Origin of the sequence: Paenibacillus sp. MMO-58, assembly GCF_037146255.1 — a bacterium.
Taxonomy (GTDB): Bacteria; Bacillota; Bacilli; order Paenibacillales; family Paenibacillaceae; genus Pristimantibacillus.
The window spans coordinates 135952-159627 of record NZ_JBBCVY010000003.1 but is presented as its reverse complement, the minus strand read 5'-3'; the positions used below and the strand labels follow the sequence as shown (position 1 = coordinate 159627).

At 45.7% G+C, this 23676-nt stretch carries 25 protein-coding genes; 5 read left to right on the top strand and 20 right to left on the bottom strand.

Features of this window, described 5'->3' with window-relative positions:
* Nucleotides 1-25 precede the first annotated feature (25 nt).
* From WFJ73_RS11780 to WFJ73_RS11725, 12 genes are all read right to left on the bottom strand, one after another.
* Entirely contained in the window at nt 26-220 is a 195-nt protein-coding gene (locus tag WFJ73_RS11780) for a hypothetical protein (RefSeq protein ID WP_336773239.1), read from the bottom strand.
* A 98-nt stretch (nt 221-318) separates the two neighbouring features.
* Nucleotides 319-471: a hypothetical protein gene (locus WFJ73_RS11775; RefSeq protein ID WP_336773238.1), complete on the bottom strand. Its 153-nt coding sequence runs from the start codon at nt 469-471 to the stop codon at nt 319-321.
* A 32-nt stretch (nt 472-503) separates the two neighbouring features.
* Nucleotides 504-728 carry a hypothetical protein gene (locus WFJ73_RS11770; RefSeq protein WP_336773237.1) on the bottom strand — a complete coding sequence of 75 codons (225 nt, stop codon included), beginning with the start codon at nt 726-728 and terminating at the stop codon, nt 504-506.
* A gap of 193 nt (nt 729-921) precedes the next feature.
* Nucleotides 922-1173, bottom strand: coding sequence for a DUF7667 family protein (locus tag WFJ73_RS11765; protein WP_336773236.1), 252 nt, complete (start codon nt 1171-1173; stop codon nt 922-924).
* A gap of 124 nt (nt 1174-1297) precedes the next feature.
* Nucleotides 1298-2791: a CehA/McbA family metallohydrolase gene (locus tag WFJ73_RS11760; protein ID WP_336773235.1), complete on the bottom strand. Its 1494-nt coding sequence runs from the start codon at nt 2789-2791 to the stop codon at nt 1298-1300.
* 11 nt (nt 2792-2802) lie between these two features.
* A complete protein-coding gene (locus tag WFJ73_RS11755; protein ID WP_336773234.1) occupies nt 2803-3672 on the bottom strand; it encodes a carbohydrate ABC transporter permease in 870 nt (289 codons plus the stop codon).
* Nucleotides 3673-3677: 5 nt separating this feature from the next.
* Nucleotides 3678-4553: an ABC transporter permease subunit gene (locus WFJ73_RS11750; RefSeq protein WP_336773233.1), complete on the bottom strand. Its 876-nt coding sequence runs from the start codon at nt 4551-4553 to the stop codon at nt 3678-3680.
* Nucleotides 4554-4665: 112 nt separating this feature from the next.
* The gene (locus tag WFJ73_RS11745; RefSeq protein WP_336773232.1) at nt 4666-6123 is read right to left on the bottom strand and encodes an extracellular solute-binding protein; all 1458 of its coding nucleotides are present in this window, start codon (nt 6121-6123) and stop codon (nt 4666-4668) included.
* Nucleotides 6124-6202: 79 nt separating this feature from the next.
* Nucleotides 6203-7237, bottom strand: a complete 1035-nt coding sequence (locus WFJ73_RS11740; RefSeq protein ID WP_336773231.1) for a LacI family DNA-binding transcriptional regulator — start codon at nt 7235-7237, stop codon at nt 6203-6205.
* A 399-nt stretch (nt 7238-7636) separates the two neighbouring features.
* Nucleotides 7637-8152 (bottom strand): hypothetical protein, encoded by a 516-nt coding sequence (locus WFJ73_RS11735; protein WP_336773230.1) that lies wholly within the window; start codon nt 8150-8152, stop codon nt 7637-7639.
* Nucleotides 8153-9075: 923 nt separating this feature from the next.
* Complete coding sequence (locus WFJ73_RS11730) at nt 9076-11154, bottom strand: serine hydrolase domain-containing protein (protein ID WP_336773229.1); 2079 nt, start codon at nt 11152-11154, stop codon at nt 9076-9078.
* A gap of 438 nt (nt 11155-11592) precedes the next feature.
* The gene (locus WFJ73_RS11725) at nt 11593-12702 is read right to left on the bottom strand and encodes an N-acetylmuramoyl-L-alanine amidase (protein ID WP_336773228.1); all 1110 of its coding nucleotides are present in this window, start codon (nt 12700-12702) and stop codon (nt 11593-11595) included.
* A 397-nt stretch (nt 12703-13099) separates the two neighbouring features.
* Here WFJ73_RS11725 and WFJ73_RS11720 point away from each other — a divergent pair, with 397 nt between their 5' ends.
* Nucleotides 13100-14074, top strand: a complete 975-nt coding sequence (locus WFJ73_RS11720; RefSeq protein WP_336773227.1) for a LysM peptidoglycan-binding domain-containing protein — start codon at nt 13100-13102, stop codon at nt 14072-14074.
* 122 nt (nt 14075-14196) lie between these two features.
* On the opposite strand, the gene WFJ73_RS11715 is transcribed toward WFJ73_RS11720, so the two are convergent.
* From WFJ73_RS11715 to WFJ73_RS11685, 6 genes are all read right to left on the bottom strand, one after another.
* Entirely contained in the window at nt 14197-14577 is a 381-nt protein-coding gene (locus WFJ73_RS11715; RefSeq protein ID WP_336773226.1) for a hypothetical protein, read from the bottom strand.
* A gap of 573 nt (nt 14578-15150) precedes the next feature.
* Complete coding sequence (locus tag WFJ73_RS11705) at nt 15151-15690, bottom strand: AAA family ATPase (protein WP_336773225.1); 540 nt, start codon at nt 15688-15690, stop codon at nt 15151-15153.
* Nucleotides 15691-15860: 170 nt separating this feature from the next.
* On the bottom strand, nt 15861-16322 hold the full coding sequence (locus tag WFJ73_RS11700) for a GNAT family N-acetyltransferase (RefSeq protein ID WP_336773224.1): 462 nt from the start codon (nt 16320-16322) through the stop codon (nt 15861-15863).
* Nucleotides 16323-16568: 246 nt separating this feature from the next.
* Entirely contained in the window at nt 16569-16745 is a 177-nt protein-coding gene (locus tag WFJ73_RS11695; RefSeq protein WP_336773223.1) for a hypothetical protein, read from the bottom strand.
* A 776-nt stretch (nt 16746-17521) separates the two neighbouring features.
* The gene (locus WFJ73_RS11690; protein WP_336773222.1) at nt 17522-17782 is read right to left on the bottom strand and encodes a hypothetical protein; all 261 of its coding nucleotides are present in this window, start codon (nt 17780-17782) and stop codon (nt 17522-17524) included.
* Between the two features lie 135 nt (nt 17783-17917).
* Complete coding sequence (locus tag WFJ73_RS11685) at nt 17918-18370, bottom strand: hypothetical protein (RefSeq protein ID WP_336773221.1); 453 nt, start codon at nt 18368-18370, stop codon at nt 17918-17920.
* 421 nt (nt 18371-18791) lie between these two features.
* Between WFJ73_RS11685 and rpmG the strand changes: the two genes are divergently transcribed.
* A complete protein-coding gene (gene rpmG, locus WFJ73_RS11680) occupies nt 18792-18941 on the top strand; it encodes a 50S ribosomal protein L33 (RefSeq protein WP_015844858.1) in 150 nt (49 codons plus the stop codon).
* A 92-nt stretch (nt 18942-19033) separates the two neighbouring features.
* Here the strand turns inward: rpmG and WFJ73_RS11675 are convergent, their stop codons facing one another.
* On the bottom strand, nt 19034-19351 hold the full coding sequence (locus tag WFJ73_RS11675) for an alcohol dehydrogenase catalytic domain-containing protein (protein WP_336773577.1): 318 nt from the start codon (nt 19349-19351) through the stop codon (nt 19034-19036).
* Between the two features lie 329 nt (nt 19352-19680).
* Here WFJ73_RS11675 and WFJ73_RS11670 point away from each other — a divergent pair, with 329 nt between their 5' ends.
* Complete coding sequence (locus WFJ73_RS11670) at nt 19681-20655, top strand: tRNA dihydrouridine synthase (protein WP_336773576.1); 975 nt, start codon at nt 19681-19683, stop codon at nt 20653-20655.
* Between the two features lie 85 nt (nt 20656-20740).
* Here WFJ73_RS11670 and WFJ73_RS11665 read toward each other — a convergent pair whose 3' ends face one another.
* A complete protein-coding gene (locus tag WFJ73_RS11665; RefSeq protein ID WP_336773220.1) occupies nt 20741-21757 on the bottom strand; it encodes an aminoglycoside phosphotransferase family protein in 1017 nt (338 codons plus the stop codon).
* Between the two features lie 268 nt (nt 21758-22025).
* Between WFJ73_RS11665 and WFJ73_RS11660 the strand changes: the two genes are divergently transcribed.
* Complete coding sequence (locus WFJ73_RS11660) at nt 22026-22307, top strand: ArsR/SmtB family transcription factor (RefSeq protein ID WP_336773219.1); 282 nt, start codon at nt 22026-22028, stop codon at nt 22305-22307.
* An 80-nt stretch (nt 22308-22387) separates the two neighbouring features.
* Nucleotides 22388-23590, top strand: coding sequence for an MFS transporter (locus tag WFJ73_RS11655; protein ID WP_336773218.1), 1203 nt, complete (start codon nt 22388-22390; stop codon nt 23588-23590).
* Nucleotides 23591-23676 lie beyond the last annotated feature (86 nt).

The window sequence follows — 23676 nt, the reverse complement described above, 5'->3', positions numbered from 1 at the left end:
GCCGCTGTTATGCGGCATCTTCTTGTCATTCGTCAGAATTCTCACTGGATGCATTTCGTTTTTTGCTAATGTTCGTTAATTCAAAATCCTCCTTAGAGATCCCCAATTCTAAGGCCAACTTTTTCTTAATCACCATAGCTTGCTGTAAACTGGTGGCTCGATACTCAAAAGTAGTTCCGGATGGATCTTCAAATGAATAGTAGTTCTTTTTATTGGACATACACTATGTTCCTCACTTTCGCTGACAGTTAATAAGATCATTATGTCCCTGTTTCACGCTTATAAAAGCATATTTCTTCTTGGCATCCCACCAGAATTTTAGGCTTGGTCTATTACTCCTGTAGTTTCTTGGGATGCGATTTGTTTCTGAGCTTTGGCAACTTCATTATTTTCGTGGTTAAAGGTTTCAGTGAATTTACTACTGTCTTTCTGGTTCTGTTCTTGTTGCGAAAATGCTTCTTGTTCCTTCATGATATCCTCCCTTCGCCGTCAGCACACTGTTTTTATTCATGTTCTTGATCCATATTGGCTGCGACATCAAAAACATTAGATTCCGGAACTTGCGTCATTTCTGACTTTTGCTGTTCCCAATACCCGATATTCCGGTACCAGTCTTCAAATGAAGCATCCAATTGCTGCTCACGCCCACGGTCTTCATTCACATCCGAGTCTAATTCGATATTATTGAAAACACTCTCGGTCGGTTCATTCTGTGATTTTGATTCCATTCCTGTTCACCATCCTTCATTTTAGACTGGATAAATGCATGCATAATTATGTATGAAGATTTGATTTTGCTGGGTGAACGAGATGTAAATCACTACATAGGAATCAATGCCTGTACAAATAAAAAAACCGCGATTTTCGCGGCTTTTAAATGAAATGCGAATAGGCTCGGTCATGGTTAGCGACAGAGATTCGCTATAATTGGGGCGAGCCCGGCAGCCGGCCGCCCAGCTTCTCCAGCCTTTGGCAAATCTCGTGCTGCCATTCCACATCCCCGGACATGGACGCGGCCAGCGATAGATTGTACAAATTGGCGATTTGTCTGATGTGCATTGCATTTACCGCTAGACAGTGCTCAAAGTCTGCCTGCTCTTCCCCGGTCAGTTGTCGGCCTCCGCGAATGATCCACAACTCCGCAAGTCGTTCATGTATCGGCAAAAATGGCATGCTTTTTGCGCCTCCTTCTGTCATCTCACACTACTAGCCAGTATGACCCAAAAAGAAAGCTCCCAAGCGCGTTTGGGACGGCAACCCGGACAAACGAGGAATTTTTTCTCCCGGAAAAGAGCTTTTAAATAGAATCGATTCCGAGAGGCCCGTCTTGATCGATGTAAATCGGATTTGTCAGACAAGTCACCGCCGACTGCTTCAACCCCTTCACGTTGCGTCGTGCTTCCAACCGGTAAAACAACCGGTCGCTCGAGCCCAGGAATACTAAGCGGACCTGACCGTTCTCCGTTTCTATCAATTGGGGCGTGGCTTCACCTGCTACCGGCTCCCACGGAGCGCAGTCTTTATTGTCCGTCGCATCGTATTCGAGTATCTCGGCGATTTCCCGCTGCACGGTCCAGCCGCTGGCTTCCGTGGCATCCGATTCCCACTCCTTCGCTTCGACGAACGCCGGCAAAACGGCAATGTCCCATGCCGCTTCAATACCGCGGTCAGACCAAAGGAGCACGCGGTCACCCTTGGCACCGCAGACGTCGATTGTCAGCGCGACGATGCCATCTTCCCCTTCGATTGCCTTACGCGGAATAGTCTCGCCAATGCCGTACTCACCGGCGGAAAGGGCCAGGCAGGTCTCGTCAGGATCGAACTGCAGCACGACGCGGCCTTGGCGTATGCCGGCCAATACACCATGCACCGTGTCGGTTTCCGCCCACACTGAAGCCGTCGGTCGTCCGTGCTTCACATACCTTTCCTCCCGATGGGCATCGCTTCCTCCGAGGGCGATCACGCGGCGACCCTTTGCAAGCTGCCCCTGCCACCAAGCAAGCGCACGCTCATTCAGCCCGCGCCACGGGCCGTTCCACACCTCGATTGCATCATAAGGCACGTCAAAACCGAGTTCCCATGGACAAGACGGACAGAAAGGATGATTCAGCGACACGAAGCCGCCTCTCTCGCGTGCTTCCTTGAGTACCAAGTCCGCTTGTGCCGGCGTCGTCACGCGAAAATCTTGAAGCGCGTTCGACACGCCAAGGACATTGGCATGGCCAAAATAGCTGGTCATCTCAACGCCGGGAATAAGCAGCAGCTCTTCGTCGGGAACAAGCGCCGCATGATTCTGTGAGGACGTATTATGATCCGTCAACGCCATGAATTCCAGACCGCGGGCTCTGCACGATTCCTTCGCCTGCTCGATCGTGTAGCTCCCGTCGCTATGCACGCTGTGCATATGAAGGTCACCCTTCATCCAGCGGCCGTGCGGCCGGGTCAACTCCACTTCAACGATAACCTCCGCGCCGCCCTCGGGAATTTTGTAAGCTCCAAGCAGCACAGCCCATTCACCCTGGGCGATCGGTTCAGCCAGATAGCCCGGAGTTGCTTTATCTGTGCCGACGAAGAAAGCTTCGCGAGCGCCGCCGCTCCAGCCGACGATCCGCTTCGGCGAGCGTAGGCCGATATCAACAACGGTTCCCCCGTTTTTTCCGCGGTCGTAACGGTAAGCGATATCGATACGCTCCACAGCTCCTTCTACCGCGAAAGGAACCTCCAAATAAGATCGCTGTTCGTCTTTGTCGATCCATCTTCGCAGCATTAGCTGTTGTTTCTTTATCTGCATTTTACTTCCTCCTACTCTTTGCTGGCACCAAGCAGGATGCCCTTCATGAAATATTTCTGCACAAACGGATATACCGCGAGCAGCGGAAGGATGCTGATGACGATACCTGCCATCCGCACGTTCGTCGTGACCATATAGGTACCGGAATTGCTGCTCGTGTCAATGATCATCGCTTTTAGCGCAACCTGAAGCGTGTACTTCATGGAATCGTTAATAAACATGACCGGCGCGGTGAACATGTTCCACCGTCCAACGAACTCGAACAGTATAACGGTCGCAAGACCCGCAGCCGCAAGACGCATATACATCGTCAGGAAGATACGGAACTCTCCGGCGCCGTCGATCTTGGCCGATTCCGACATTTCGTATGGGACGTTCAGGAAGAAGCTGCGCATAAGCAGGATCGAAAAGCCGGACACGAGACCCGACAGCACGAGCGAGCTCAGCGTATTGATCAGATGCAGGTCTTTGTTGACCACATAAAGCGGAATCATGATCGCTTCCTGCGGCAACATCATCGTAATCAGAATGAACGTCAGCATCACCTTCCTGCCGGGAAGACGAGGATAGATAAAAACATAACCGGCCAAGCTGGACAGCAATACGTGCAGTACGGTGCCGGTCACGGTCACGATGACGCTGTTCATCAGGGGGCGCCAGATGTCTAGGCTTTTCCATACAATGGAGTAGCCCTCCGCGCTGAACTGCTTTGGCCACAGCACGATTTCGGGCCTCATGGAAGCGATACCCGAAGAGAAGGACAACGCCAGTACGTTAATAAACGGAATGATCATGGTCAGCATGAGCCCGAACAGAAACAAGACGTTTAGCATGTCGAACGCTTTATTCTTCCACCCGAGACGTTCAAATCGATCGGACATTGTTTTTACACCTCATCAAATCGCGTGATTCGCCGTACGACGAGTGTCATCGCAAGAGTTAATAGCAGTACGAAGAAGCTGGCCGCCGCCGCAGGACCAAGCTGAATTTCGAGAATCCCCTTCTGGAACGTGTACATCATGAGCACGTCCACTTTCGCGGCGATCGTAGGGTTGCGCAAAATAAAGACTTCGTCGAAGATTCGCAGAATGCCAAGCGTATTAAGCAGGAAGACGACCTTCATCGTGTTACTGAGCTGCGGAATCGTGACGTAGATCAATTGCTTCCAGCGCGTCGCTCCATCCATGCGCGCCGCCTCGTAGAGCGACGGATTAATCGATACAATCCCGGCCAGGAAAAGAATACAGGTATAGCCCATTTCCTTCCATGTTGCAAGGAGAATCAAGATCCAGCGCGCCCACCCGGAGTCTGCCATGAAATTAATCGGCTTCATGTGGAACACATGAACAAGTATCATATTAATGATCCCGCTGTCGGGCGATAGCATGAAAATCCAGATCCCTCCGACAACGACCCACGAGAGCAGATGCGGTACGTACAAAATCATCTGCGCCGCCTTCTTGAACCAGGTCCTGAGCACTTCGTTAAGCGACAGCGCGATCACGAGAGGCGCAACGAAGCTGAAGCAGAGAATGCCTCCTCCAATGACCAGCGTGTTAATCACCGCTTCCCAGAATAACGAGTCATGAAGCACCGCGGAATAGTTCGCGAATCCGACGTATGGTCTGTCACCCATCAGTTTGTAGTCCTGAAAGCTGGTTTGAAGCCCTTTCACGAGCGGGTAATAGGCAAAAACAAGAAAATAAGCGATCACCGGCACCAACATGACGTAGAGGGCGCTGTATTTCTTCAATAATCTCATCCTTTTATTCACGTCCTTATCTGGTAAAGGGAACCATTATCGGATGAAAAGCACGCAAGCAGGGGAATCCATACTCCCCTGCCTGCTTGTATTCCATTCATTCGGATCGGGTTTATTCGTCGATCAGTTTCTTTCCAAGCAGCTCTTCGTGCATCTTCTTCACGGCTTCAGCAGCGTCCATTTGACCTGACATCGCTTTGAGCGCGTAATTCTTGACGATCTTTTCCGCGTCAGGCCAACCTGGCAACGACAATTCAAGCGTTGCGTCCCTATTCACGAGATCTTGCGCTTCCTGTACCCCTGGCAGTTTACCGAAAGGATACTCCACGTTTTGGTTGTACCAGAACGGTACACCGTGGTCCATGTTATGCTCGGTGCCGGTCTGCGTCAGCTTATACGCATCGCCTTCCTTGGTGTAATCCTCGTTCTCGATGCCCAGGCTACCAAGCATAATGCCCGGCTCCGTATGCCAGAATTCCAGGAACTTCTTCGCGGCTTCCGGATGCTCGGCATTGGACGGAATGATCCAGAAATCCGGATCTCCACGTCGCATTAATTTGGTGCCGTCAGCGCCAGGGATACTTTCAAGAGCTTCTGCATTAAACGTCGTATTCGGATCCTCTTGTTTGCGCGTGTTGTTGAACATGCCAACCCAAGCATCCCAATAGGTGACCATTCCGACGCGGTCGGTGAGGAACAGATTGCGCATTTTGCCCGTGTCGTTCGTCACAAAGTTTGGATCCATGATACCTTCCTTCACCAGCTTGGCGAACCATTCATAAATCGGGATTGCTGCTTCCGTCGCGTACGGAATTGTGCGCTTGCCATCCTTCATTACGTAATGCGCCTTAACGCCGGCGGCGCTCATGAAGGCTTGTATATCGTAAATATCGGCCGTGCTAAGACCGTACGTATCGTTCTTTCCGTTGCCGTCAGGATCCTTCTCCTTAAACGCCTTGAGCACGTTATAATACTCGTCAAGCGTCTTCGGCTCCTTCAGACCAAGCTTGTCCAGCCAATCCTTGCGTACAATCGGCATCGTGCCGCCTTGGAATTTGTTGAAAACGGCGACAATTCTGCCGTCCTTATCCTTCAGCTGTTCCCATTCGCTTGTTGGAACGACTGTCGGGTCCGAGAGCACTTTGGAGCTGCTGACGAAATCCGTCAGGTCCGTGACGACGCCTTGATCCACGAAGGTAGCCAGCTTGCCGAGGTCACTGAGCTCGATCAGATCATATTTCTCGCCGGAGCCGAGTGCCGTCAACACCTTCTGATCGTAATCGCTAGCCGGCTTCTCAATAGTCGTATCAATGCCGGTCAGTCGCGTAATTTCGGCTGCGAACTTCATAGTCTCTTCCGGTGTCTTGCCGCCGACGTTACCGTCCAGGATCCGAAGCTTCATATCTGCCGCCGGTGTATTGGCCGGTGTGTTCGCGCCATTGCCGGATTGTGTATTATCAGCTGCCGGCGTATTTGCGGTGTTGTTCGTTCCACTCTCCGAACCGCAGCCGGACAGAAGCAGCGTTCCGAGAGCCGCAACGGTCGACATCGTTAACAATACTTTTTTCATAGGTAGTTAGCCTCCTAAATGCACGAGCGAATTGGTATTCTAAATCAGAGCGATTAAGCGACAACACAACAGTCTACCTCTACTTAGTTCGTGCGCCAGGCGCAGCGCAAGAGCCGCGAATCGCAAGCTCCGTCGGAACAAGCACCCGTTTGGCGCTCTTCTGGGTCGCGTTCAACTGCTCAAGCAGGAGCCGCAGCGCTTCCACCCCAAGCCGGTCGGCATGGAGCCGAACGCCGGTAAGCGGCGGCGATAATTCTGGGGAGAGCACGGTATCGTCGCTAAACGCGAACACCGACAACTGCTCCGGAATGCGCAGTCCTAACTGCTCCGCAGCCTTGTATACGCCAAGCGCCATCATGTCCGTATCGGCGATAACCGCCGTAATATCAGGCAAAGCCGTTAGCTTTGCCAACGCCGCCTCATAGCCAAAGGCATGTGCGGTCTCGCCCCTAAGCGGCTTGTGCAAGATCAACTCAGGCTTCGGCTGAATGCCGGCTTGCTTGAAAGCAGCTTTGTATCCGGCACTGCGATCCTCCGATACCGTTCTCGATTTCGGCGCATTTAGAAACAGAATTTCCGTATGCCCCAGACCGACCAAGTAGCTTGTGACCTGTGCGGACATGCCGATATTATCGTTATCAACGTAGCTGACCTGCGCTTCGTAAGGCTCAGGCGGACGGCCGATAATGACGATGGGCATGCCGCTCTGAAGCCGCTCTTCAATCCTGACGTCCGATTCTATAGGATCCAATAAGATTTCGCCGTCCACCGGGTCCGAAGATATGTTCTCGACTTGACTGAGATAAGCAGGCGACAGCGCATTAACCAGCAGGCGGTAGCCGTTCTCGTAACAGACGCGAAGAACGCCGTTAAGCAGAGAATGGTGAAACTGGCCGAATTCAAGCGATTCACCTCTGATATTCAATCCGAGTATGCGCGTGGAGCGGTTCACAAGGCTCCTCGCCCAATAGTTCGGCTTGTAGTTCAGCGATTTAGCCGCAGAAAGAACACGCTCAGTGACTTCTTTGCTGATTGGGCGTTTCTTGCTGAACACGCTTGAAACCGTTCCTTTGGAAACGCCGGATGCTTTCGCGACGTCATCAATAGTTGCCAAAATCGTTAAACCTCGCTTTCTTCCGTTATACCGGACACGAGGTTAAGCTTAAACCGGTTTTGTAAAATCTATTTCAACATCATAATTAGTTATTGTAAAAAACGATATTTCGTCATATAGTCACATATATTTGCAGAAATTCAGGTGAAAACTCATGCAATTAGGAAAAAAGTAGCATTAAACCGTTTTAACAGGGGAACGATTTTCAGCGGCATGCGAGGCATTGTTATTGGAGTTCACCGAGGCGCTTCTGCTTAAACGCCGGAGAATAAGACTATAACATTCGATTCAATAAAAAAACGACAGCCGCCGGCTGCCGTTTCGAAGTTATTAAGTAGAGCCTCCTCATAAACTCCCCAAAATTATAAACCGCCTTCTTAATTAGGAGGGTTATTGTACCTATTTAAGAATTAATTCTGGAGCATATTTTTCAGGATAATTTAGCATTGATGCGACATCACCGTTAAAATACAAATTCCCATATAGGGGGCTGTTATTATCTATAGTTAGCCTACACCACGTTATCGGCTTTTGACCAACGGATATTCCGTCTTTCATCGGATCATCACTAACCTGGATTCCAAGATTTTTATAGATATCTTCCACTGCAGCTTTCCACGTTTTATTATTTTCCAGTAAGTCGTCTTGCCAGGTTACATCGTTTTTCTCGTTTTTGCCGTTATATTTATAAATTCCTGTTCCACGTTCTTTCGCTATCGCATTTTCAACGTATGCAACATCCTCCGGTTTAAATTGTGCTGTAATTCCAATTAAGATGTGATAGGAGAAAGTAAAGCTAACTTCAGCAGTGCGGCCATATAATTTGGTTGGATAATTTAAATTAATTTGATCATTGTGAGCAAGTCCTGTATTTATTTTTGTAATATCTTTTTCAGATATTTTTAAAGCATTCATTACCTCCTCCTCATTCATACCCCAATTTAAATTTTTGATAGGCGCGGGCGTACCATGAATCGAAGTCTGACTGCAACTGGTAAGAAGAAAAACAAGTATCCAGATTAGCATTAAACAAAGACTATATTTACGCATATTACCTCCTATATAAGGTGATTTATTGTAAAATATTTCATCTTTGAAAATAATGCCTTCTGTTATTTTTCGCCCCATATATTCCCTATATATTATGCGTTTCCTTGCAAATTGAGTTCCCTTTATTTTAAAAGCATCTAAAAAATTGATGGTTATGCTCTAGTGCAAATTAAGGGTATCGATTATTTATCGAATATCGTTTTAATCTGCATAAGATCCTCGGTTACTGTTTTCGCCTCATGCGCAGTAGCAGCAGGTGAACTGATCACAAGCTTGGATTTATCATTATAATTTACCGAGGCAAGTAACTTATATAAACCAGGATCAGTGATTTCAACCGAGATTCTTACCTGTTCATGATCGAAATACACGGGACCGACGCATGTCCGCATGCTGCCTTCGTAAGATATCAATAATGCCCCGTGCAAAATGATTACATGATCAAGCTTGATTTTATCCCCAATACTCAACGAACCTTGGAAGTTATGATCGTTCCTATTATAATTCCCTTCAAGAGTAAGCCAATCGGTCACGGGTCCATTGGACTTGGAGTATCGACCATATTAAATAACCACCAAAATAAAAGCAAGAGGATACAACAAGTTATTATTATTAGAATAACAGCAACTTTACTTTTTAATTGATTCTTCATTAAATGCCTCCTCCTCGAATAGCAACTACGCAGCATCTAGGCTATTCGTCTTTCATTTGCCGTAACTTGCTCAAAAAAGGTGCATGGATCTAAAACCAAAAAAAGTGGTGCAGGCATTGCCGCCTGCACCGCTTCCTTATTTCAGATTAATTTCAAACTTCGTTCCTGCCTCGCCCGCGAACATAATAGTGCCATTCTTAGGAAGTACAGTTGCTTTGCCTGGTTTGACGATACCGAGACCGACGCATGCTCCGTTCACGTCATACACGGCATATGAGCCCTTGGATGATGATGATACCGTCATGGTCTTGCCAGCGGCACGATCTGGAATCGAGTACCACTTGGCATAACCGCTTGCCTGAATGGTCGTTGAAGAGTGTTTGCCCGTGTAGATCGGCTTCAAGGCATCTTCGCTTACTAATAGGCTTCCCCCATAACGAAGGTACTCAATGCCATCCTGCTTGTAGAAATCAAGCGGCGTAACGTCTCTGCTGCCCGTTGTAGGAATCTGATGGTCAGCGACAGCTGTATTCAGACCCGTAATTCTCTGGTCTATAACGTAACCAGGTGCTTCCTTGAACAATTGAACTTTTATGGAGCCGAGGCTCAATAAGGTGACGGATGTATATTTTTCGTTAATGACATAATAACGTTTGCCGTCCCGTTCCTTCCATGCATGAAGTACCTCTTCAGAGACATCGTTAGGTTCGAGCTTCTCGGCAGCATACTCCGATAGGGCTAGTTGTCCGAGTCCCGGTAATGATAGATATTGTCGAGTCCACAAGTAGGTACGGCCGTTGTCCTCCTTGACGAAATTAATTTTCACGTTTCCGTCCGAGTTCAAAAATGAGCCATCTGCCGAATACGTGTATTTCTCGGCTGGATAATTCGGAACTTGAGGCGTTGCAATCGACAACTCCCCGTTCTTGGCAATGTTAACAGTAAGTAATTGATTCGTTGCACCATACACCCCTGCAGAATCCAGCAATTCCGCGGACATGTCAGCTTTAACAGGTGCTCCGTATGACTTCTCGGTCTTAATTTCATCTATGGTCCCTTTTTCCTTCAAGGCATGTAGCAGAATCTGGTTGGCCAGCAGTTGATTGGTTGTGCTGGAGCCTCCCGATGACAACACGGCCGCTGCCATGTTTTCTCCGGGAAGAACGACAAGCGACGCGTGATACAGAATCGTGTCTCCGCCTTTGGTCAGTGCCTGAATGCCATAGTCGCCGAACGGAAACATGTTGACGCTGTCCCAGCCCAATCCATAATTGACCACGGTATCCGCATCCTCCGGCCAGAAGCCCTTCTTATACTCGGTTTGCGCCATCGCATCTACCGAGCCAGATGATAGAATGCCTGGAGCTTGCCCGGTAAAAATCTGAGAGAATCGCGCCATATCTTCCGCCGTAGAGTAGATTCCTCCCGTTCCAATAGCGTTTACCGTTTCTCTTGGCAGTTGAGTTTGAGAATTAGGGAAATAAAGTGCAGCAAACTGAGATGTATTTAAGTTATCCTGAGGTGTTTTCGTATTCTTCATACCCAGAGGCTCGGTAAAATTCTGATGGATATAGGACGTAAAATCGGTACCGCTTACTCTTTCAACTAAAATTTCTGCTAGAGAAAAGCAGTCATTACAATAGACCGAATAGGCGCCAGGCGCAGCTTTTAGTTGCTGTTCGGCCAATTGCTTAAGAAGCGTATCGTGTGCGTAAGTATCGTTATCCGAGAATAAGAATGCATTTGTCAGTGATGACCCGTCAAAGCCAGCCGAGTGATTGAGCAGCATGCGGGGAGTAATCTGCTTGTATCGGTTGTCCTTCATTGTAAAGTCAGAGACGTATTCCGTGACGGGACGATCCAGATCAATCTTGCCCGCGTCCACCAGCTTCATGACTGCTGCCGCCGTGAACATTTTGCTTGTCGAGCCGATACCGTACATCGTTCCAGAAGTTAATGGCTTCTTACCAGCAGTATCGTTAATACCGGAATGACCAGAGACAACGATCTTCCCTTGATCGATCAGCGCGTATTGAACGCTTGTCGTACCGTATTGGCCCGTGAGGAGCGAGGCTTTCTCGGATGCGGTCTTCTTGGTATCCTTGTAAGCAAGTACCCCCTCGCCCGGGGCGGCTGCCACTACGCCAATTGGCGCCAGCATCGACAACATCAATGTCATAATAGCCAGCATTAGAAATAATCGTTTAGTTCTCATAATACCTCCTTAAGATCATAGTGACAGGTATTACGTTAAAACTCTCCCAAAGTTCCTTTAATTTGGAATAAATTTAGGAAAAATCAAATTCTATTGGGCTAGATTGTTGCCCATCATAGCGACAGGTTCCTTTTTTGTGAATACCTCGAGTCAACTAACCGTTTCAACCGACCAAACTCGCAAGTAGTTCGGCCGGTCTGATTGTTCATTTAGTTGCCGAAGCAGCGAACATGCGGGCATTCTAAAGAGCCGCAGCGGCATTTCGCTGCGGCTTTTCCATAGCCGGGCAATTCGGTGTGATTACCGTAGTAATCACCTTCGAGCATCAAAAGTGGAAGTGACACTGAGCTGAACGTACTGAGTATGATCTCTGTAAATACATAAGTAGAAAATAAACCAGCGCTGCAGGAACGAAGCGGTAGAATACGAACCACTCTGTTACCTGCTGAAGTAATCCTCCAGCCCATTCGCAATTGCTTTGGCTGCTATTTTCTGATAGTCGGAGCCGCGGACGATGGATTCATCTTTTGCGTTGGACAAGAAGCCAAGCTCTATGAGTGCGGATACCGTATCATTTTCCCGCAAAACGTGAAGATTGCCGTATGAAATCCCGTTGCTCTTTAAACCGATGCCGTCCGCAAGCCTGTTTTCTATTGCGCGGGCCAATGGCCGATCTTTTGTAGCCGAATAATAGAAGGTAAGTATGCCGGACGTGTTTTTCTTCGAAGAATTATAATGGATACTGACGAATGCGTCCGCACCGGCGGATTCGCTTATCCTGACCCTATCGGAAAGCCCAGGCTTCTCCTCATTCTTCGTTCTAGTCATGAGGACGCGCGCTCCGCGGCTCCGAAGCTCATTCTCTAGGTAGAAGGAAGTGCTCAAATTAAGCTTTTTCTCAATCGTTTCATATGTAGTTCCGATCATTCCGGGATCGTCTCCGCCGTGACCGGGGTCGATTACGATTACTTTCCCCTTGAGGCTCTTCGATTTTCCCGATGCAACCGCCGCGGTTTGTGTTTCGCCTTTCGCGATATAACGATCCGAAACCCAGCCAAGTTGCTTATCCAAGGTCTGGACCCGAACCCATCCTTCCTGGTTGTCAATTATCGTAACAGTCTCACCTTTTGTTAGATATCCCAGAATTTCATGATTTAATCCGGCGCCTGCCCTGAGCCGAAGCCCATCGGCCAGCACAGTCGCACGGGAGGCTGCAGAGCTCTTCTGCACGCTGTCATCTTGATCCCTCGCTGGTGCCGCAACGGCATTGCCATCGACTCTCTTCATATAATGTCCTGCCGCCCAACCGGAGACGCGGTCCGACTTGATGCGCAGCCAGCCGTACTCTTCAGCTGAAACGGTGACAATCTCGCCATTCTTCAAACTGCCTACGATCGACGAATCACGCGATGGCTCGCTGCGGACATTCAATGAGTCGGTGTATACCTTTGCCGTATAACTACCGCTTGCTTCCACCCGGTTTGGCATATAACCGGAAATACTAATCAACCCACAGATCAAAATTGTCAGGTATACAATTTTTTTCATATAAGCCTATAAGTCTCCTTTAATATACTTAGGTTATGTAGGCTTACTATTATACCTGAATTAACTAGATTCGTGCAGACCTATATTAACCCGCATTCTCATGCGCCACCAAAGAACTAGATTTTCTAAAGAGGATTACTGTTCAATTGGTATTCATTAAGCAGGCTATTTGCACCACGCTATGCGTAAAACAGTAATCAGAATGAACATAGTCATGAGGCTATGAATTATTCAATTCTAGCAGTGCCCGTTGAGAATGAATTGGCTATTAAGGCCCATTCCACAGAGTTCAATAAGTCCGATAGAATAGGTTTAAATTCGTAACAAAGGAGAAGATTACGTTTTGAATAAGAGAAGCACACGCAGCAGCAAACATTCCAAAGGCAGATTGGTATCGTTGAAACAAACAAATCTCATCATCTATCTGGCGATAGTCATCATACTTGTTGGCATTTGCGGAGTATTGTACGGCAAATATACGAATAAAGTTGATTCTAAACTTCCGCTAGCTGCCGGGGATACCGAGCAAGCCAATGGGCAGAACAGTATTGGCAAGCCAGCTGATTCGGATTCTCTTAATAATGGGAATGGCGGAAACGACCTATGGGCAGATGACCCCATCCCCACCGGAACCGTTAACAGTGAAGAGGAACAAGAGCCTGCAGAGGATTACAATGATCGGATAGAAGAACCTGATCCTCTTGCATCCAACACACCGGTCAGAGAAAGCGATAAGCCAACGGAGACGCCTAAGCCTGCACAGACAGGCAATAAATCAACGGAAGCCCCTGCTAAAACTGTGAAGCTTCCAACCACCTATGTGGTTCAAAAAGGCGATACGCTAAGATTGATATCAGAAAAGTTTTATCAATCTAAGGAGTATTATACGCTGCTTGCAGAGTATAACCATATCTTGTTTATTAATGATATGAAAGCCGGTGATACTCTTAAGATCCCGGCCTTCTCATCAACAACCGGCTCGATAAATGGCGGCCGGCAAGGAACTAAAGACTATTCGAAAATACACTTGCCCGCTACCTATCTAATCCAAGCAGGCGACACGCTGTCAGGAGTTTCCAGAATGTTCTACAAATCGGTGGAATATGTGGATTATATCGCGAAAGAAAATAATCTTGATAAAAATCTAGGCTTGAAAGCAGGCACCAACCTCATCATTCCTTCCCTGAAAAACTACAAGCCGGATGATTACGAGACAACCGATCATACCGTAAAGAGTGGCGAGACGCTCTACAGCATCTCCAAAATCTATTACGGCTCCGACAAATATGTGATGTTCATCGCTGATTACAATCATATTGTTAATATTGATGATGTGAAAGCCGGCACGGTGCTGAAAATTCCAAAGGCTTAGGTCATCGAAACCTGACAGAAAAGGCTCCGCCATAGCGGAGCCTTTGATGAAGTTTCTCGATAGCTTAACCAACATCGGACCTATTCCTTCTAAAGAAGGCTTGCTCGGCTGAGATGATAAAGTCAATTAGCCCCATATCCTGATTCTGAAGTTACTTGATCAACTATTTTAAGTTGATCTGCTGAAATAGCAATTGAATTTAATACTTTAGTAATTAGTTCAATTGTAAAGTTCTCTTTCTCTTCTTCGAATTTTAAATTATATAGCTCAGGTGAAACTCCTATATAATAAAACTTCATCCATTTTTCTGGTCTATGTGCCGACTCTACAATTTCTCCCTCAGGCAAAAATGGTGTTTGTACAATATATAAATGATGAAAGTCTCTAGTAATAAAATCTAATTCTCTCAGTTTTCTTGAATATCTATCACTAAGAAAATGAATTGATTTATCAACAGAATATCTCTCTCCATATTGAAGAGAAAACTCGAGGTTTTTTTCCAAGCTATATTATCTAATATCACGGATTATTGTATTCTTCAATGTACTTCACCTCTCTTAAAGATAACGTTTTTCTTTGCAAACTTCGTAATTACCCATGCGTAAGGTATTCGCGTAGTGATTAAACTATCCTCCCTGTCACTTCAATAACAAACCGGCAGCGGCCAGCATACGATTCGATTCTGCAGACGTACACTGTTGGTCACCCAAAATTCTCGGTCACTCATCACGGTCTTCAAGCGCTGGAACTCATGTGACTGACGCGTGTACTCGTAGTGAAACCTCGGCTGACGGAATCTGCAATGGTCAGTGCATCTTTTGGGTCATTCTCTGAAGGGACGTTTCGAAACCACTATTCCGCGGAAATTTGTAGCTTGTGCGACGTGTATTTCTTTCGCCATATCGATCCCTATTACAAGATGCGAGGTAGTGTTGATTTTGTGCGTCTATTTCCTTAAACTTCATAGTAAGAGCTCCTCCTTAATATGTTCTCGACAAACCCATCATACCGGGGAGCTCCTTTTTTTACAAAGCTCATTTCTTAAGCTCTACAGGATTGTTTAGCTCAATCACTTATTATATTACCGCTTCATTCTGCAATCTCGTGATAATTTCATCAACGGTTTTTTCAGGGGTTAATTCAGATGAGTCTAACCACAGTCCAATTCGAGGTGTTTCATTTCGTAGCACACTATCTAACCCTTCAACGGTCCAAACACCATAACCTTTCTTTGAACGAATAGATTCCCTTAACGTAACAACCGACGAGTGCGGGCAAAGCACCACCACATATAGAGGGCGGCTTTCGATATAAGAGATAAAATCATACAGCAAAGGTCCAATGACCACATCTTGAACTACAACCGTAAACCCTGCTTCGTGATACGTCTCCGCGGATTGTGCAGCCAACCGATATCGTAGGCGTAGCTGATCCAATTCCTCACTTCCCGCGTCTGGACGGACTTCTTTACGATTATGCACAATCATTCTTCGGAAAATATCTCCCCGCAAATGCACCGATTTCTCAAATCGTTCGGAGAGTAGCTGCGCCACTGTTGATTTTCCACTTGCCATTATCCCGGTAATTAAAATAATGCTGGGACTTTCCGACAACATAGGAGCATCATCCTTTTCTTTTTACCTGAATTGTACAGGGAAGAAATAACTGATCAAAGGGCGAATTTCGCCATAATTGATTTATTCCGCTCTTCTGCCCTTACTTTAACAAAAGCTGCAGCTGATCCTCTGATCTGCTACAGCTTTATTGATTGAACTATAGTCTCTCGTTAGCTTAAGAACTTACCGAGACAAATACACTCTTCTCGGTTTAGATATTTACCATAATTGTCTATTCGAATATATCCCTTATTTTCATAAAACGAAACAGCGTTTTGATTCACTAAACGTGTTTCTAGCCATATTTGAGAATAACCGAAGTTCAGGGACTGTTCCTCAAGATAGGTCAAAATAGCAGTGCCAACCCCATTAGATTTTGATTTTGCATACATCCTTTTTAATTCTGCTATATTCGTGTCAATTGGACGAATCGCACCGCAACCAATGGGTTCTCCTTGTTGATTGCGTGCAATAACAAATATTGAACGGGGAACAGTAACATCTGTTACCTCAAAGGAGTTCTTTCCACTATCACCAGTTATGGACTGTAGGTTATCTGATAATAACTCCATAAGCTCTTTAGCATCAATAGAATTGGGGTCCTCTGGTTGGACAATAACATCATTCTCCATTATCTTCACTCCTTCTCTCTATTGCGGAAACTATATATTTTTTCCGAAATTTCATCAACACAGAAAATTGCAAAAAATCCAATATGTAATTGAAGTAATGTGCCCTTTAGCTTAATTAATCATTATCCCATAAAATAAAAAAAAACCGCGATAAACGCGGTCTTTAATGAGATAAAGTTTTAGTCATCCGACAGGTATACACTTAATATCTCTGCCAGGAACCAAAATCAGCCTTCTATTTCTGGTTCATATGCCGTTTATCTCGGTCCCAATATTCTCCATTGCCTCTTTTGCTCGGTCTATAAGACTTGGCTCTTCTGGAGCCTTTATTGTTGCCTTACCGTCCAGAATTATCCTTGCTTCATCACCATTCATTCCGTTTTGTCCCTCAGATTGCATAACTTTATTTCCACTCTTTTTCATTTTACACTCCTCTGGTTAGACTTTCTTTGTACCTTTGTATAAATAACACTTTACTATTATTCCGATAACCCAATCCCTTATGCGCTAGGATATAATAGGCGTGTCAATGCCATAAAGACCCATTCGTTTTATGAACGGGTTCTTGTGATTTAGTAATTCTCAGCTAGGTTAGTTTCATCTCGTAAAAATCAAATATTGGCGATCTTATCCCCGCTAAAACGTCGGCCTACCCTACGCAATGCTAACTGACTTCACGATAAACTGCAGTAGATCTCCAATCTGCTGCTTTATTAATTGAACTATAGTTCTCTTAGTTCAAAGGTTTATGGCTAAATCAACTCACTCTATATCCGTCATGACCAACTTTAAAAGTAAATTGGACTAACTCTAAGGAGTCTTTCGCATGTACTCTTCCCGTAAGAATAAACTCTTTCTGAGGATATGAGTGCGATTTCGTCATTGGCAAGATGTGAGCATTGTCCATGAGAAAATCATCATAGTTCTTATCAAGCACTCTCATATACTTACTTCTTCCAAAGCCATTCGCTGAGTATCGTCATTATATTTAATTGGCGAATCTTCACTGTAAGCTTCCGCACAATCCATAACTAAACCTAATATACAAATTAGCAGGAAACATCTCCACCACATCGGTAAATCCTCCATCATTTTTTAGTTAATTTACCCAAGCGGCTTAATAAATACCTTTATAGCTTAATGCTGCAGCTGCTCCTGGATGGCTCTGAACTAATGTTCCTCATTAGCTTAATAGCCTTTTACTTGGACTCGTCTAGAAAATGATAATGTTCGTGGTGAATACCATCCATTCCAACTAATTTACCACTCTTTCTATGGTAATAAGAAAAGTCCTTATTAATTGGCATTTTAAGAAGATGATAATTATATTCTTTGGACATAGATTCAAGTTGTTGCATAGCTAATTCGCGTGTTGTATATAGTCCAACAGGAAAGAAATTGGGGAATGTCTTAGAACTATCTGTTACAAATATTCCCCAGATAAAAGTATCCTCCAACATATTAGTTCACCTTGCTTTCCAACAGTTTGTACTAAAGTCTCCCTTTACTTCAATAAGGACGGTAGATGAATTTCACTCGCATCCCGTCGAATTTATCGATGATAATCGGTTTGCAGAAAAAAGAAGATTAGTTACTTAATCTACAGCTTTTAATTCAATGAATTCCGAGTGAATATTACTCTTCACATTAAATTTAAGGGTCGGATCACTACCATCTTTCGGCAGTTCGATATTGCCACCTACCAAATGATATATGCCATCTTCAGGAGGTCCATCGCTGTATGTTGAAGACCAACCTCCAACGTTCTTCCCTATTTCATAATCAAGAGCGATAGATGTTGGCTTCTCGCCTTCACCATTATAAATTGCGAAACTTGTAAAGCCTAATTTAGTGGAAGAGTCCTTATAAACAAACATAACAACACCCCAATAGTCACCATGCCCTCTAAATTCTTGCACAATATCTAAATCAGGAAAATCAGTTTTTTTGATGCCGCCATAGTAATCCGTTTTATCCGAGTTATTCGAACAACCGCTAAGAAAAATAACACAAAACAACATAGTAATGATGCCAACGGTCCATTTCAATTCCCAGCACACTCCTCAGAAATTAAAATCGAATACCTATTTTCAAGAACCTTTTAGTAACCTATATACACTTATTTTGTAAATTTGTTCCACCAAAATTATAGACGCGCATAAGCAAAAAGAGTTTTTGTTAAATAAAAAATTTAGCTGACTGCATGACGCCTTTGTCGTTACGCTAAACTCCCGTTCGTTGAGTAACGACATTTTAATTTCCAGATTGCCGTTACTTTACCATTTGCTAAAAAAGCGACGATACAACTCTCTTCTACGTTCCCCGCGCAGCTGGGCATAAATTTGAGTAGTTGATGTTTTTTCATGTCCAAAATAAAATATGATTGAATCCGGGTAAATTCTTTATTTCTTGCTGATCACGTGGTTGAGCTCATACATAACATGGTGATAAAGGAAGGTGATATTCATTATGCGAGTGATCATTACTTTAGCATGTACGGAATGCGGTGCCCGTAATTACACGACAATGAAAAACAAGAAAAATAATCCGAGCCGCCTGGAGCTTAGCAAATATTGTCCTTCTCATAAAAAGATGACGCTTCATCGAGAGACAAGATAAGTAAGGAAGGGAGCATCTAAGTTCAATCTGCCGACACTTGCGATTCATCATAGAACGCTCATGCCGTTACGGTTGGCGCTTCGCCATACACCTTACCGTATGCTCGAATCAGCATGACGATCATCTAGGCTGCCGTTTTCTTCTATATCGATTCTCAGCAGCATTAAGGTATGATTAATACTTTGAGAGCTTCTCGGTAATGTCTGGCAGCAATTCTTCCATGTAGGCACGAGTCGGTGTCGGGCCTCCCGTAAGCTTCGGCAAAATGGACAGGTGTTGTCGCCATGAGCAAACGAAACGATGACCAATTCACCTTTTCTAAATCCGGAAACTTCAGAACCCATTTCTTCGATCGTACCAATTACTTCATGCTCCATGGGTTCTCCACTACCATGATCATGAGCGCGCACAATGCTACGATAAGGATGCAAGTCGCTTCCGCAAATGCAGGCAACAACCAACCTTCAAAATGGCATCAGTCGGTTTTTGCAGCTGTGGAACTGGAATCTTCGACGCGAACATCCCCAGCAGCATACATTATATTTGCTTTCAATTCAATTCCCACCTTTTAAAATTTGTTTGTGCGTTCGACAAGAAAAAACTAAAAAAAGAAATCATCGCTGATAAACAATCTCAGATGATTTTGTTGCTTTAACGAAAAAAAATGATACTATGTATGATGGGCAAAGAACTTTACAATAGCCTAATCATTTTAAATGCTGCAAAAGAAGGAGATTATATGAGTAACGAAAATTTTTGGCTTGATTTACCCAGGCCATTTTTTATATTAGCTCCAATGGAAGATGTCACAGATGTTGTATTTCGTCACGTCGTTAGTGCAGCTGCAAAACCCGACGTATTTTTCACAGAATTTACAAGTACAGATAGTTATTGTAACCCTGTCGGAATAGAAAGTACTCGTGGTCGGTTAACGTTCACAGAAGATGAGCAACCGATCGTCGCTCATCTTTGGGGCAATAAGCCAGCATTGTTTAAGCAGATGAGTATTGATATGAAAAAGCTTGGTTTTCGTGGTATCGATATAAACATGGGATGCCCTGTACAAAACGTCGCTTCCAATGGAAAAGGTGCTGGATTAATACGACATCCTGAAGTTGCGGCAGAAATTATTCAAGCAGCCAAAGCAGGTGGATTACCGGTTAGTGTTAAAACAAGATTGGGTTACTCTGAGGTTGATGAGTGGCGCGGTTGGTTAACACATATATTGAAACAAGGCATTGCAAATCTTTCTATTCATCTTCGTACAAAAAAAGAAATGAGTAAAGTAGATGCGCATTGGGAACTAATCCCTGAAATAAAAAAATTACGCGATGAAATTGCTCCAAACACGCTATTAACGATTAATGGAGATATTCCTGACCGTGCAACAGGATTGAAATTAGTGGAACAATACGGTGTTGATGGTGTTATGATTGGCCGCGGTATCTTCACCAATCCATTCGCTTTTGAAAAAGAACCTAAAGAACATAGTGCGAAGGACTTTCTCCATTTACTTCTTTTGCAGTTGGATCTTCACGATAAATATTCAACAGAAATCCTGCCACGTTCATTTAAACCGCTTCTTCGCTTTTTCAAAATCTATGTTCGTGGATTTAGAGGCGCAAACGAACTAAGAATTCAATTAATGGAAACTAAATCAACGGATGAAGTTCGTCGTTTAGTAAATACTGTTTTAGATCAAGAAATTGAATAGTTTGCGAAATTAATACGGGTACATCAAAAAAAAGAGATACCTCTCAAAAGTTCAATGAACTCTTGAAAGGTATCTCTTTTTTACACTATAGATTTAAGGGTATGGTCTTCATTTCATAGATTTTTTGGAGAGTATGGACATGCTTCGTCTTCTCGTCATCAGTCTCTGTGTGGAGATACCCCTCCACAAGCCTGTACCCGAATACAAGAAGGATCATCTCGTACACACAATGATCGGCTATTCGGAATACATCCACATACTCCGAAAAGCCTTTGTAATACGCTGGGATGCATCGCTGATAGTGTTCGACCATGTGATCGATATCCGGTTCATCCGCGATCAGGCTTGCGAGATCCTCGCCCAAATAGCCCCATCCGCTGGTATCCCAATCGATGAGCGCAATATTCCCGTCAGCATAGATAAGATTGGTTACCCAGAAGTCCCTGTGACACAGCACAAGGGGCAATTTTTCAATACGATCGAATATCTCGCCTGCTTGCTCATCGATGTCGATGAGCATTTGACGTAAGTGCAGCGGCAATTCGCAGTCCTCCGATCGAATATAATCGTAGACGACGGGCCATGACCGGTAATGCAAATACGTATTCTTCATGAGATTCGCATGGCTCAGGTTGGTCAAACTCTGCAGCACGGCGGGTTGCTCCGCATACAGCTTGCCTTGAAAGCGCCCTAACTCCCCCGCCGCCTTTTCATACATTTCACTGGTCAAGTCTAATCCGGTTACACCATCGATGAATTCCAGCCACATCTGGTATTCATTAACTTCGACATTGAACTCGGCATGATAACATGTCGGCCAGCGGAGGGCTTCCGAGAAAATCGTTCCCAAGTCAGACGAATAAAGATCATATTCCCGACGCCATGAACCCGGATCGCCGTAACGCTCCCATTTCTTTTGGATCTTCAGCACAATACGGTACGGCAATATTTCACCTTCTGCGGTTTCGGCGGTCCCCAATACCAGGTACACATTTCCCACGGTTCCGCCCTGTAACGGCATAGCTTGGTAGTCGGCCGCGATGATTTCCTTCTTGAACCGTTGGTTTAAGGCATAAATCAGCTTTTCTAGTTTAATATTCATTAATTCCTCCATCTTCTACTTTTGTCGATGATACCCATCTATGAAAACGACAGCCGTTTTAATTAACTACTTTGATAATTATATCAAATCTAATCCCTTATTTTGGGAAGAGTTTTGTTATAACTAACTTCCCTTTGGCTTTATAAATCCTGAACCTTAGGTCCTCGGAATGACGCTCGCCCGAATCGCCCATTTACAACGGCTGCAGAATTGTGTTATTCTTGTTTCCATAGTTTTCGAAATACATTCGCAAAGGCGGTGAGAAACCATGGTCGAGGAAAACGAGGAAGTTAAACAGGCAGTGAAAGTCTACAAAGCACTCGGAGAGCCGACCCGGATCAAAATAGCGATGCTTCTTACGGAAGAGAAGAATCTCTGCTGCTCCGACATCGGTAGCAAGCTTGAGTCCGTTGCCGGTTCCACGTTGTCTCATCACTTGAAGCAGCTTACGGAATGCGGCCTGCTCACACTGCGCAAGGACGGCACGTATATTTATTACAGTGTCAATAAGGAAGTCGCGTTGAAATACGCCCCGTATCTTTTGGGGTAGCCTTTTTTTACGCTATATTTCGATAGATTTAGAAATATAAAATTAAGATACAGAGAGATACGGATAAGGAGATGGAACGTTTGTCATACAATTTAAAAATATATATGCTGGCTTTAGTCAGCTTTCTCGTCGGCACGTCCGAATTCATAATTGCCGGCATACTGGATAAAGTATCCGACGACATCGGCGTCTCGGTCGCAGCGGCAGGCCAGCTGATTACCGTGTTTTCCCTTGCTTACGGGTTCGGAACTCCTTTCTTGATGGCGGCGGCTGCCAAAGTCGACCGCAAAAGGCTGATGCTGTACGCTCTTTCGATCTTTATCGTTGGCAACGTCGCGGCCTACTTTTTCTCCGGCTTCACTGCTCTCATCGTCTCCCGCGTTATCGTTGCACTCAGCAGTGGCGTATTCGTCGTCACGGCGCTCACGGTCGCCGCAAAGCTTGCACCTGCGGAGAAGCAGGGCAGTGCTATCGCTACGCTCGTTATGGGCTTCAGTACCGCGCTGATCGTCGGCGTACCACTCGGGAGGCTTGTCGCTTCCGCCTATGACTGGAAAGTGGTCTTCGGTGGTATCGGACTGCTTGGACTGCTGGCGCTATTGCTTATTACTTTAGCGATTCCAAAGACGGATGGCGAGCAGCCTGTACCGCTGCGCGACCAACTAAAGCTGCTCAAGAATCCGAAAATTGTCGTCGCGCTTGGCATAACGTTTTTCTGGCTCGGCGGCTATTCCATAACGTACACGTATATCTCCCCCTTCCTGCTTGATATTACCGGCATGAGCGAGAAATTCGTCAGCATCGCGCTGCTGGCGTTCGGTATAGCCAGTCTTATCGGCTCCAAGCTGGGCGGCTTCAGTACCGACCGTTGGGGATTCAAGCGCACTCTGGTGTCCGGCATGCTGTTCCACTCGCTTTGGCTGATCGTGATTTCATTCGCCGCACATTCCCCGGGTCTGATGTTCCCACTGCTCATGCTCTGGTCCTTCTCCGCCTGGTCGTCCGGCCCGACGCAGCAATACCATCTGATCTCACTCGCTCCCGAAGCAACCAGCATCATGCTTAGCCTTAACAGCTCCGTGATACAGCTGGCCATGGCTGCCGGCGCGGGTATCGGCGGCGTCGTCGTGGAAGGTGCTTCGCTGACCGCCATCACTTGGATCGGCGCTGCCGGCGTCGCCATAGCCGCACTCATATCAGCCGCAGCCTTCGGTTACTTCCGCGTCGGTGCAGCTTCCCGAGCAGCGGATAAGGAGGCTCGCGCAAAGAAGATCAGCGCATAGAGTCATTCCATTCATGCCAATCGGGCATAAAGTAAAGTAACATAGCGATAGCCGAATACCATTACGCAAAACGTCCCCGCACCGAA